Origin of the sequence: Pseudomonas lactucae (genome assembly GCF_016937615.1) — a bacterium.
GTDB classification, from domain to species: Bacteria; Pseudomonadota; Gammaproteobacteria; order Pseudomonadales; family Pseudomonadaceae; genus Aquipseudomonas; species Aquipseudomonas lactucae.
On sequence record NZ_JAFHKI010000082.1, the window covers coordinates 25190 to 37270 of the forward strand.

General features: G+C 60.6%; 10 protein-coding genes and 1 pseudogene. 3 read left to right on the top strand and 8 right to left on the bottom strand.

Features of this window, described 5'->3' with window-relative positions; translation table 11 throughout:
- Nucleotides 1–67: 67 nt before the first annotated feature.
- From JWR98_RS16010 to JWR98_RS16025, 4 genes and pseudogenes are all read right to left on the bottom strand, one after another.
- Nucleotides 68–1942 carry an MFS transporter gene (locus tag JWR98_RS16010; RefSeq protein ID WP_078732365.1) on the bottom strand — a complete coding sequence of 625 codons (1875 nt, stop codon included), beginning with the start codon at nucleotides 1940–1942 and terminating at the stop codon, nucleotides 68–70.
- A gap of 65 nt (nucleotides 1943–2007) precedes the next feature.
- Nucleotides 2008–3156, bottom strand: coding sequence for a TDT family transporter (locus tag JWR98_RS16015; protein WP_078732364.1), 1149 nt, complete (start codon nucleotides 3154–3156; stop codon nucleotides 2008–2010).
- A 106-nt stretch (nucleotides 3157–3262) separates the two neighbouring features.
- Nucleotides 3263–3574 carry a cupin domain-containing protein gene (locus tag JWR98_RS16020; RefSeq protein WP_205490520.1) on the bottom strand — a complete coding sequence of 104 codons (312 nt, stop codon included), beginning with the start codon at nucleotides 3572–3574 and terminating at the stop codon, nucleotides 3263–3265.
- A 42-nt stretch (nucleotides 3575–3616) separates the two neighbouring features.
- Nucleotides 3617–4808 (bottom strand): annotated as a pseudogene (locus JWR98_RS16025) (MFS transporter).
- A 90-nt stretch (nucleotides 4809–4898) separates the two neighbouring features.
- On the opposite strand from JWR98_RS16025, the gene JWR98_RS16030 reads away from it, so the two are divergent.
- Complete coding sequence (locus JWR98_RS16030; protein WP_078732362.1) at nucleotides 4899–5438, top strand: TetR/AcrR family transcriptional regulator; 540 nt, start codon at nucleotides 4899–4901, stop codon at nucleotides 5436–5438.
- A 75-nt stretch (nucleotides 5439–5513) separates the two neighbouring features.
- Here the strand turns inward: JWR98_RS16030 and JWR98_RS16035 are convergent, their stop codons facing one another.
- From JWR98_RS16035 to JWR98_RS16050, 4 genes are all read right to left on the bottom strand, one after another.
- Nucleotides 5514–6293 (bottom strand): ABC transporter permease, encoded by a 780-nt coding sequence (locus JWR98_RS16035; protein WP_003172877.1) that lies wholly within the window; start codon nucleotides 6291–6293, stop codon nucleotides 5514–5516.
- Nucleotides 6290–7222, bottom strand: a complete 933-nt coding sequence (locus JWR98_RS16040) for an ABC transporter ATP-binding protein (RefSeq protein ID WP_205490522.1) — start codon at nucleotides 7220–7222, stop codon at nucleotides 6290–6292. The genes JWR98_RS16035 and JWR98_RS16040 overlap by 4 nt, the downstream gene beginning before the upstream one ends.
- A gap of 135 nt (nucleotides 7223–7357) precedes the next feature.
- Nucleotides 7358–7975, bottom strand: a complete 618-nt coding sequence (locus JWR98_RS16045; RefSeq protein ID WP_205490524.1) for a glutathione S-transferase family protein — start codon at nucleotides 7973–7975, stop codon at nucleotides 7358–7360.
- Between the two features lie 56 nt (nucleotides 7976–8031).
- On the bottom strand, nucleotides 8032–8691 hold the full coding sequence (locus JWR98_RS16050) for a transglutaminase-like domain-containing protein (protein WP_205490526.1): 660 nt from the start codon (nucleotides 8689–8691) through the stop codon (nucleotides 8032–8034).
- 189 nt (nucleotides 8692–8880) lie between these two features.
- Between JWR98_RS16050 and JWR98_RS16055 the strand changes: the two genes are divergently transcribed.
- Both JWR98_RS16055 and JWR98_RS16060 read left to right on the top strand, forming a co-directional pair.
- The gene (locus tag JWR98_RS16055; protein WP_078732358.1) at nucleotides 8881–11328 is read left to right on the top strand and encodes an acyl-CoA dehydrogenase; all 2448 of its coding nucleotides are present in this window, start codon (nucleotides 8881–8883) and stop codon (nucleotides 11326–11328) included.
- Between the two features lie 75 nt (nucleotides 11329–11403).
- Entirely contained in the window at nucleotides 11404–11811 is a 408-nt protein-coding gene (locus JWR98_RS16060; protein WP_078732357.1) for a PA2817 family protein, read from the top strand.
- Nucleotides 11812–12081: the final 270 nt, after the last annotated feature.

The window sequence follows — 12081 nt, forward strand, 5'->3', positions numbered from 1 at the left end:
CAAATGAGGGAGGGGCGGTGCGACGGTTCGACTTGCCCCCGATGAGACCAGAACATCCAGCACAGAACTACCTGACACTCCCCCGCAAACCACCCACCACAGCCTGCAACTGCGCAGGCGTTGCATCCTCCACAGCAACCGGCTCACCCGCCACCAACACCACCCGCGACCAGATCCTGCGCAAGAACCCCTTGTTCGGATCGCGACTGAAGAAACTCCCCCACAACCCCTGCAACGCCATGGGAATCACCGGCACCGCGGTTTCTTCCAGAATGCGCGTCACGCCGCCACGAAACTCGTTCATCTCGCCATCGGCCGTCAATTTGCCTTCCGGGAAGATGCACACCAGTTCACCTTCCTTCAGATACTGCGCAATCCGCATGAAGGCCTTTTCGTAGATCTGGATATCTTCATGGCGCCCGGCAATCGGGATCGCTCCCGCCGTGCGAAAGATAAAGTTGAGCACCGGCAAGCGATAGATTTTGTAGTACATGACAAAACGAATCGGTCGACGTACCGCGCCGCCGATCAACAAGGCATCGACGAATGACACGTGGTTGCACACCAGCAACGCCGCGCCTTCATCCGGAATGGCCTGCAGGTTGCGGTGCTCCACGCGGTACATGGAATGGCTGAGCAGCCAGATCATGAAGCGCATGGTGAACTCGGGGACGATCTTGAAGATGTAGGTGTTGACCGCGATGTTGAGCAGCGACACCACCAGGAACAGCTCGGGGATCGACAGCTTGGCCACGCCCAGCAGCAGGATCGACACCACCGCCGACACCACCATGAACAACGCATTGAGGATGTTGTTGGCCGCGATCACCCGTGCACGCTCGTGCTCGGCGGTGCGCGACTGGATCAGCGCGTAGAGCGGCACGATATAGAAGCCGCCGAACACACCCAGGCCGAGGATATCGAGCAACACCCACCACGCCTGGCCATAACTCAGCACGGCCAGCCAGTCATTGGCCTGCACGTTCTGCGGGAAACCACCGGAGTGCCACCACAGCAGCAGGCCGAACACCGTCAGGCCGAATGAACCGAACGGCACCAGGCCGATTTCCACCTTACGCCCGGAGAGTTTTTCGCAGAGCATCGAACCCAATGCGATGCCCACCGAAAACACCGTCAGGATCAACGTCACCACGGTCTCGTCGCCGTACAACCACTCTTTGGCGTACGCCGGGATCTGCGTCAGGTAGATCGCCCCGACAAACCAGAACCACGAGTTACCGACGATGGAGCGCGACACCGCCGGCGTCTGCCCCAGGCCCAGGCGCAAGGTGGCCCAGGATTGACTGAAGATATTCCAGTTCAGACGCAACCCTGGGGTAGACGCCGCCGCCCGCGGAATACTGCGGCTGGCCAGGTATCCCAGCACGGCCACGCCGACAATCGCTACCGACACCACCGGCGCGTAATGCGCGGACGACATCATGACCCCGGCCCCAATAGTGCCGGCCAGGATCGCCAGGAACGTACCCATCTCCACCAGGCCGTTGCCGCCCACCAACTCATCGTCACGTAGCGCCTGGGGCATGATCGAGTACTTCACCGGGCCGAACAGCGCCGAGTGCGTGCCCATGGAAAACAGCGCCAGCAACATCAATTCCAGGTGATTGGTGAGAAAGCCCGTGGCGCCCACGGCCATGATCACGATCTCGCCGATCTTGATCGCACGGATCAACGCGTCCTTGTTGAATTTCTCGCCAAACTGCCCGGCCAGCGCCGAGAACAGGAAGAACGGCAGAATAAACAGCAAGGCGCACAGGTTGACCCAGATGGAGCGGTCACCGTCGATGGTAAGTTTGTAGAGAATCGCCAGGATCAACGACTGCTTGAAGATGTTGTCGTTGAAAGCACCCAGCAACTGAGTGACGAAAAACGGCAAAAAGCGCCGCGTGCGCAGCAAGGTGAATTGTGAGGGGTGGCTCATCGTCCGTGTTCCTGCGTGGCCTGAAGGCTTATAGATTGTCAGGCCACGACTTTACCTAATCCCGCTTACTTATTCCCTAATCCTGCAATGCACGGAGAAACAAAAAGCTCACCTTTGTAGGCGCCCTGCACGGTGCGCTTGGCCACGACCAGCCACATCAATGCCAACGCCACCACCAGCGCACTGCCCATGACACTGAAAAATCCCAGGTGCAGCACGTTCGCCAGCTTCAACGTGGCCAGGGCATAGACACCTAACGGGAAGGTAAAGCCCCACCAACCGAGGTTGAACGGAATACCGGCGCGCAGGTAACGCAGGGTAATCAGCACCGCGATCAGCATCCACCATAAGCCAAAGCCCCACAGGGTAATGCCCGCCACCAGGCCCAGGCCATTGGCGATCTCGCCGATGCCGGGCATGCCATTGGCGGCGAAGATGGCGGGCGCATCGCCCCCCAGCAGCAACATGCCAAGGGCCCCGGTGCCGATGGGGCCGAGCGCCAGCCAGCTCGACGCGGCCATATTGGCGTGGGGCAGTTTGTGCAGGGCCATGCGCAGCATCAGGATGGTCAGGATGCTGAACGCCACCGGCAGGGAAAACGCCCACAACACGTAGCTGGTCACCAGCATCACCAATTGCCCATGGGCGTCTGCCAGGTGTGGCGCGAGCAAGCCACCGCTGGCCGCGGCGACTTCGGCGGCGACCACCGGCAACAGCCATACGGCGGTCATCTGGTCGATGCTGTGTTCCTGACGGGTGAACATCATGAACGGGATCAACACGCCGCAGGCCAAGGCCATGGCTACGTCCAGCCACCACAGGGCTTCGGCCAACGGGATCACATCAGCGCCCCAACGCGGCAGGCCGAACAGCAGCAAGCCATTGAGAATGGTCGCCAGGCCCATGGGGATGGTGCCGAAAAACATCGAAACCGTGGAGTGCCCGAAGATCCGGCGCGCCTCGTGAAAAAACATCACCCAACGCGCGGCATACAAGACGCTGAACAGCGCGAACAGGCCAGTGGTAAACAGCCACAACGTTTCGGCAATCGCGTGCAGACCTGGCAGATTGAGCGGCGATTGCGCCAGGGCCAGCGCCAGCACGCCGGTGCCCATGGTCGCGGCGAACCAGTTGGGCGTGAATTGGCGAATCACTTCCCGGGGTCGGGTCAGGTGGCTGAAGGGTTTGTAGCTGATGGTATTCGAGCAAGTCATGATGGCAATCCTCTTCCTCGCATGAGGTTGAGGCCATGATAGAACCTGATCGAATATCTATATAACGGGTAATATCTCTAACTGTTATCTGTTTTACCAATAAGCGCTAGGCACTGCCTTCGCTTTCAATCACCAGAATCCTCGCCGGGCCTTGGGGATGCGCCACATGTTCGGTACCGATACCGGCGTAGAAAATATCCCCCACCGCCAGCTCCGCCACCTGCTCGAACCCCTGGTCGCGGTAGTGCATGTTCACCCGTCCATCCAGCACCACGAAGACTTCTTCTCCATCGTTGATGTGCCAGCGATACGGCTGGTCAGTCCAATGCAAACGGGTGGTGATGCCGTTCATGTTGGCGACATCCAGTGCCTCCCAGGCACGGCTACCGGTGAAGTCCTTGCTGCGGATGATCTTCATGCTTGAATCTCATGGTTTTTTAAGTCGCCGATTATTACCGGATCAATGGCTGGATGTCGCCTTGCGCCTGGAAGAATCCTGCACCAGCAGCGCGACCAAGGCACTGAGTGCCAGCACGATCAGCAACACGCCATACGCGTCGGTAGTGGCAATCAAACCCAGGCTGCGGATCAGATTGCCCGCCAACAGCGACGGCACGCAGAACGCCAGGTAACTCAGCACATAGAACGCCGACATCAAGCCGCCCGTTCGTGGGGCAGGGCCAGCGGCACGACGCTGCGCACCGCCCCCAGGAACCCCGCCCCGAAGCCGCTGCCGGCGATCAGCGTGGCGATGAAAAATAACGGCAGGCTGCCGGCGTGCACAGCGCCGAGGATCAACGCCACGCCCACCGCAAGCAGCCCGGCTCCCAGACGCAGGACCTTGTCGGCCGGGCGATTGCGCAGACTGTAGATCATCAGCGCACCGCTCAATGTCAGCACGGCCACCAACCCGCCACCGATCAGATTGGACGTGGAGCCGGTCGCCGCCCGCACCAGCGACGGCGCGAGGGACAGATAAAAACCACCCATGCCCACACCGCGACGTCCACCGGCAATGCAATCCACAACGCGCGGCGGGCCTGGGCCGGCACGTGCAAGGTGGGCCACAGTGACGCCAACGCCCCAGGCATGCGGCTGACGGTTTCCGGCAGGCGCCACACATACAAGGCTTGCAATAGCATCAAGCTGAACAGCACCGCGTAAATCAAGGTCGTCGGGAACGGTGCAAACTCCACCAGCAGGCTGCATCCCATTGCTCCGCAGGCCATCCCCAACAACGGCGCCACGCTGTTGATCAGCGGCCCTTGCTGGCGATCGGTATCAAGCAACGCCGCCCCCAGCACCGCCGTGGCCATGCCGGTGGCAAAGCCCTGCAGCGTACGCGCGGCAATCAACCAGGCCACGCTGGACTCATTGATAAACAGCAACATCGCCAGCATATTCAGGACCAGCGCGGCAAACATCACCGGTTTGCGCCCCAGGTGATCCGACAACGAACCCACGGTCAACAAGGCCGTCAACAGGCTCAACGCGTACACACCAAAGATCAGCGTGAGCATGCCCGCCGAAAAATGCAGGCCCTCCTGATACAGGTGGTACAACGGCGTCGGCGCGCTGGACGCGGCCAGGAACGTCAGCAAGGTGATCGCCAGGAACACCAGGCTGGAACGCTGAGAAGGAAGATTGGGCATAGGCACGCTCCGCTAAAGCTAATATTTTGCTTTTATGGAGTGTGCTACTGGCGAAGGCTTAAAGCAAATTCTTTGTGTTAAGGTCATAACATGGCGATTAAAGAAGGCCTCCGCCCGGGGGGCCGTAGTGCCCGGGTACAAGAATCCGTTCATTCGGCCGTGCGTGAGCTGCTGCAAGCCCATGACCGTTCCAGCGTGACCGTGCCGATGATTGCCGCACGCGCGGGCGTCACGCCGTCAACCATCTACCGGCGTTGGGGCGACCTCTCAGTGTTGCTCGCCGACGTGGCCCTGGCGCGCATGCGCCCCGACAGCGAACCGGCCAACACCGGCAGCCTGCGCGGCGACCTGCGGGCCTGGGCCGAGCAATACCTGGATGAGATGAGTTCGGAGCCGGGGCGCAACATGATGCGCGACGTGCAATGCAGCGTGACCCCGGGGTATTGCGTGAGCATCTTGAGTGGGCAGTTGCAGGCGATTGTCGACCGTTACCCGGACCAAACCCCGCCGAGCGTGGACCATTTGATCAACCTGCTGGCGGCGCCGACGGTGTTTCGTATTCTGTTCTCGACTGCGCCGTTGACGGTTGAAGAACTGCACGAGCTGATCGAATTAGCGCTGAAAGTCTGAAGCCCTGCACAAAACCAAATGAGGGAGGGGGCTTGCTCCCCTCCCTCATTTTGATCGCGTTTAAAACGTCAGTACTTACGTACGCATCCCGCGCCCGCTAACCAACAACCGCGCGCAACCGATATACAGCACCACCGTGGCCACGATCATGAAGGTGATCGCCACGCTGATCTTGATATCCGACACGCCCAGGATGCCGTAGCGGAAGGCGTTGACCATATGCAGCACCGGGTTGGCCAGCGATACGGTCTGCCAGAACGGAGGCAGCAGGGTGATGGAATAGAACACCCCGCCCAGGTAGGTCAGCGGCGTCAGCACGAACGTCGGGATGATCGAAATATCATCGAAGTTGCGCGCGAACACAGCGTTGATGAACCCCAGCAGCGAGAAGATTGTCGCCGTCAGCACCACCACCAGAATGGTCAACCCCAGGTGATGCACCTGCAGGTGAGTGAAGAACAGCGACAGCAAGGTCACGATCACACCGACCATCAAGCCGCGCAACACGCCGCCCAGGGTGTAGCCGATCAGGATGGTATGCGGCGACACGGGCGACACCATCAGTTCCTCGATGGAACGCTGGAACTTGCTGCCGAAGAAGCTGGAGACCACGTTGCCGTAGGAGTTGGTGATCACCGACATCATGATCAGGCCCGGCACGATGTACTCCATGTAGGTGAAACCACCCATGTCGCCGATCTGCCGGCCGATCAGGTTACCGAAGATCACGAAGTACAGGACCATGGTGATCGCCGGCGGCAGCAGGGTCTGCGGCCAGATCCGGGTAAAGCGCTTCACTTCACGGTAAACGATGGTTTGTAGGGCGACGAGGTTGGGCTGCAGTTCGGAACTCATACCGCCACCTTCGTCAGATTTTTCTCCACCAGGGACACGAACAACTCCTCAAGGCGATTGGTTTTGTTACGCAGGCTCAGCACCTCGATCTTCTGGGTCGCCAACTGCGTGAACAGCGCGGTGATGCCCATGGCCTTGTCCACCTGGACTTCCAGGGTATGGCCGTCCACCAGGCGACTCGGGTAACCGAGTAGTTGAGGTGCCGCCGACAGATCGTTCTTCAGGTCGAGCAGGAAGGTTTCCACATGCAACTGGCCCAGCAGATTACGCATGCTGGTGTTCTCGACGATGGTGCCGTGGTCGATGATGCCGATGTTGCGGCACAGCTGCTCAGCCTCTTCCAGGTAATGGGTGGTGAGGATGATAGTGATGCCCTTTTCGTTGAGTTCGGTGAGGAAGGTCCACATCGAGCGACGCAGCTCGATGTCCACGCCGGCGGTGGGTTCGTCGAGGATCAGCAGGCGGGGTTCATGCACCAGCGCGCGGGCGATCATCAGGCGACGCTTCATGCCGCCGGACAGCGAACGCGAAGGCACGTCGCGCTTGTCCCACAGGCCCAGTTGGGTGAGGTATTGCTCGGCGCGCTCCTTGGCGATTTTCGCCGGGATGCCGTAATAACCGGCCTGGGTCACGACGATGTCGAAGGTCTTTTCGAATTGGTTGAAGTTGAACTCCTGGGGCACCACGCCGATGGAACGCTTGAGCGCCGCGGGGGATTTATCCAGGTCATGACCGAAGATATTCACCGTGCCGCTGGTCTTGTTGACCAGGGTGGAGAGAATACCGATGGTGGTGGATTTGCCAGCGCCGTTGGGGCCGAGCAAGGCGAAGAAGTCACCTTCGGCAACGTCCAGATCGATACCACTCAGGGCCTGGAAACCGTTGCCGTAGGTTTTGGTTAGCTGCCGGATGGACAGAGCGGAACTCATATCGGATTACGCACCAAAGAAGGGAATAGAAAGAATAGATGAGGGCGCAGCACAGGTAGTTCAACCGGCGATGCATGGCGGGCATGGTGCGTGCCCGCATCACACAAGTACAGTCACCCGTATTAATAGTAGGTATTAAGTCAACGCGGTCATCACCGTTTTGCGGTAGGCCGGACGTTGTTGCAGGCGCTGGTACCAGGCTTCCAGATGGGGCATTGCGGGGCGCTCGATGGGCATTTCAAACCAGGCGTAGATGAAACAGCCCAAAGGAATATCGCCCATGCCAAACACGTTACCGGACAGGTAAGGCTGCGCGGCCAGGGCCTGCTCCACGGTCGCCAGCGCATCGATACAGGCCTGGCGCCCGGCATTGATGCTGTCCCAGTTCTGTTGTTCCGCCGGGGTACGCACCACCCCCCAGAACACGGCTTTGAACGGCTCGGCCAGGGTCGAAGTGGTCCAGTCCATCCACTTTTCGGCGCTGGCCCTGGCTTGTACGTCGCTCGGGTAAAACGCCGACGCGTGCTTGGCGCACAGGTAACGCACGATGGTGTTGGATTCCCACAATACGAAGTCACCGTCTTCGATCACCGGCACCCGGCCATTGGGGTTCATCGCGCGATATTGCGGCGTATCGACCACACCGAAAGCTCCGCCCGCATCAATTGCTTCATAGTCCAGGCCGAGTTCCTCGGCGCACCACAGTGCTTTCCTGACGTTTGACGAATTTTTACGACCCCAGATATTCAGCATGACCGCACCTTATTGTGGATGAACATGGCTTGATGAACGCAGCAGCATACGCCGGTTCACACGCGGCTTGAATCGCTCTGTAGATCTCCCAGCACGGTCGGCATCGTTTCGGCAAACAGGTGTGGGTAACATTTCTGAAGGTGCGCGAAGAAGAATTCCTCTGGCACGTCGGCAAATTGCCCATGGTCCACCACGTACTCCATCGAACGCCGACCCTGACGGTTGAACGCATGGAATACGCTGTCATTGACCCCATCGAACTCCAGCGGCGGCACGTCGAACACCTCGCACAATTGGCTGTTGAACGCAGGCGTGGCCTTGACCCAGCGACCGTTCAGGTACAGCTCGCTGTAGCCGTGCATGGCAAACACATCGCTCTTGAGCAGCGCGAGCAGGCGCGGGGTCGACAGATGATTGCGCACATCCGCCAACCCGATGCGCGCGGGAATACCGCAGTGGCGGGCGCAGGCGGCGAGCAAGGTGGCCTTGGGCACGCAGTAGCTTTCGCCGGTGGCCAGGGCGAAGCTGGCGTTCAACGTGTCTGGATCGCGGCTGAAGGTGTAGGGGTTATAACGCACGGCCTCGCGGACGGCGACATAGAGGCTGACTGCCTGGTCACGTAAATACGCACTGGTTCCGCGATGTTTTTCGGCGAACTCCACCACCGCAGGGTGGTCACTATCGATGAAGCGGCTGGGACTCAGATACCTTTCCATGAGCTTTATCTCCAAAGCAAGCCTGGAGTTTAACGACCGGCCTGCCCCGGAGATAACGACGATTCGGCCAAATGTCGGCGCCTGCCGATCGTTGCCTCTCGTACAACTCGTTACACCCTGATCACCGCGCTTTCTCGGATGCCGACTAAGCTCCTTGGTGGTTTCGCCCTGGTTCACGGAGGATTGAATATGCTGTTGTTGTGGATACTGGTTCTGGTGGTCGGCGTTGCTTACCTGGCACACCGCCGCACCGCGCCCCTGCCCGCCTTGGGCGTGGTCGCCGTCTACCTGTTGGCGATGGGCGCCTGGAGCCATGCCCCGGGTTGGCTGCTGCTGATCTTATGGGTGTTGATCGCCGTGATCGCGGTGCCCCTGTTGCTGCCCGACCTGCGTCGCCAATACTTCACCAAACCGCTGTTCAACTGGTTTCAGAAAGTTCTGCCGCCGATGTCCGAAACCGAGCGCGACGCCATTGACGCCGGCACCGTATGGTGGGACGGCGAGTTGTTCAGCGGTCGCCCCGACTGGGACAAATTGCTGGCCTACCCCAAGGCGCAACTGAGCGAAGAAGAACAGGCCTTTATTGACGGCCCCACCGAAGAACTCTGTGCCATGGTCAGCGACTGGGAAATCGGCCAGGCCATGGACCTGCCGCCCGCCGCCTGGGAGCACATCAAGACCCACGGTTTCTTCGCCCTGATTATTCCCAGGGAATACGGCGGCAAGGGCTTCTCCGCCTACGCCCACTCCCAGGTCGCGATGAAGCTGGCCACCCGCAGCGGCGACCTGGCGTCCACCGTGATGGTGCCCAACTCACTGGGCCCGGCCGAACTGCTGCTGCACTACGGCACCGAAGAACAACGCAGCCACTATTTGCCGCGCCTGGCGCGTGGCGATGATATTCCATGCTTCGCCCTCACCGGCCCGCTGGCCGGCTCCGACGCCGGCGCCATGCCCGACACCGGCGTGATCTGCAAAGGCGAATGGGAAGGCCAGGAAACCCTCGGCCTGCGCCTGAACTGGGAAAAACGCTACATCACCCTCGGCCCGGTCGCGACCTTGCTCGGGTTGGCGTTCAAAGCGTATGACCCCGACCACCTGCTGGGCGACGAGGAAGATCTGGGCATCAGCCTGGCATTGATTCCCACCGATACCCCCGGCGTGGAAATCGGCCGCCGCCACCTGCCACTGGGCGCCGCATTCATGAACGGCCCCAATTCCGGCAAGGACGTCTTTATCCCCCTGACCTACCTCATCGGCGGCCAGGACATGCTCGGCAAGGGCTGGATGATGCTGATGAACTGCCTGTCGGTGGGCCGTTCGATTTCCCTGCCGGCGGTCGGTACCGGCGCGGCCAAGTTCACCAGCCTGGTGACCGGCCAATATGCCCAGGTCCGCGAACAATTCAACGTGCCGCTGTCGGCGTTCGAAGGTATCCAGGAAGCCCTGGCGCGTATCGGCGGCAACGCCTGGCTGATGGACAGCGCGCGCATGCTCACCGCCAACGCCGTCGACCTGGGCGAAAAACCCTCGGTGCTGTCGGCAATCCTCAAGTACCACCTCACCGAGCGTGGTCGCGAGTGCATCAGCCACGCCATGGACGTACACGGCGGCAAGGGCATCATCATGGGCCCGAACAACTACCTGGGCCGCAGCTGGCAAGGCGCACCGATCTTCATCACCGTGGAGGGCGCGAATATCCTCTCGCGCAACCTGATGATCTTCGGCCAGGGCGCCATCCGCTGCCATCCGTTCGTACTCAAGGAAATGGCACTGGCCGGTCGTGAAGACCGCGACCAGGCCCTGAAGGAGTTCGATGGCCTGCTGATGCAACATATCGGCTTTGCCGTGAGCAACGCCGCCAGCACCCTCGTGCTGAACCTCGGTATCGGACACTTCGAGAAAGCGCCGGGCAACCGCTTGAGCCAGGGCTACTTCCGTGCGCTCAACCGCCAGGCCGCCGCGTTCGCCCTGCTCGCCGACTTGAGCATGATGCTGCTGGGCGGCGAGCTGAAACGCCGCGAACGCCTGTCGGCACGCCTAGGCGATGTGCTGAGCCATATGTACCTGGCCTCGGCGGCGCTCAAGCGTTACCACGACCTGGATTCACCGGACCACCTGGAACCGCTGTTCGCCTGGGCCATGGAAGAAAGCCTCGGCGAATCGGAGCGTGCCCTGGATGAATTGCTGAGCAACTTCCCGAACAAGGTGCTCGGCTGCCTGCTGCGGGTGATCGTGTTCCCGTTCGGCCGCCGTCATACCGGGCCGTCCGACGCATTGGACGCCGAAGTGGCCGCCGTGATCGGCCGCGCCAAGGGCGATCCGACCCTGGAAGAATTGCTCGCCGGCTGCTACCGCCCGCAATCGGCAGAGGATCCGGTCGGCGCCTTGCAACACGCCTACGACCTGCTCGGCGCCAGCCATGAGTTGCAGAAAAAGCTCCACATCGCACTTAAAAGCGGCCAGATAAAACCGAGTGCCGGCGAGCATGCCATCGACGCCGCCCTGAACGCTGGCGTGCTGCAACCGGCCGAGGCGCAGACCCTGCGTAACGCCGAAGCAGCGCGGCGCAAGGTGATCGACGTGGATGATTTCAACAAGGAAGAACTGACCCAGGCACAGGGCAAAGTCCGCTGAGTCGAGCGGTCATATAAAAACGGGCGCGAGGGGCATATACTCTCGCGCCCGTTTTTGCTTTAGAGGACTTATCTCGTGTCCAACGTCGTTGCCGATCATCTCGTCTTGCTCGACCACTTGCGCAGCATCCTGGTTGCCGTCGGCGAAGCCGAACAGGTACCCGAGGAGAGCCACACCCTGTTCCTGGAGCGCTTTGACGAATTGCGCGCGCTGCTGCCGATCGACCCGATCGAGAGCCAGTACCTGGGCCAGGACCTGATGAGCCAGGTCATCCTGCGCTACCCGCAAATTGCCCACCTGGTGCCGCGCGACCTGCTGTGGTTCTTTGGCGGCGATTGCCTGCACTTCATGCCCGACGAAGAACTGGACCTGTACCAGGCCCTGGAAGAACGTCGTTATGAAGCCGAACAGAACGACGAACCGTTCGACTGGAACCAGGAAAAGCAGCTGCTGGCCATGCCTCAGGATCAGAGCAAGCACTGACCCACCCGTCTTGAGGTGAGCGGGCTTGCTGTGGCGAGCGGGCTTGCTCCCGTGACGGCCGGACAGCTGTGAGATATCAACCTGATGCCCCGCTGTCAAATGTGGGAGGGGGCTTGCCCCCGATGGCGGCTTGTCAGGCGACTATTTTTTTGGATCTGACCGAGTACATATCCATTCCTGCGGTAACGGCCACTTAGGGTTACGCCCTTACGGCGTGTCACTTTTGTAAAGGCACAAAAGTAACCAAAAGGCCTTCGCCCCAACACTCGG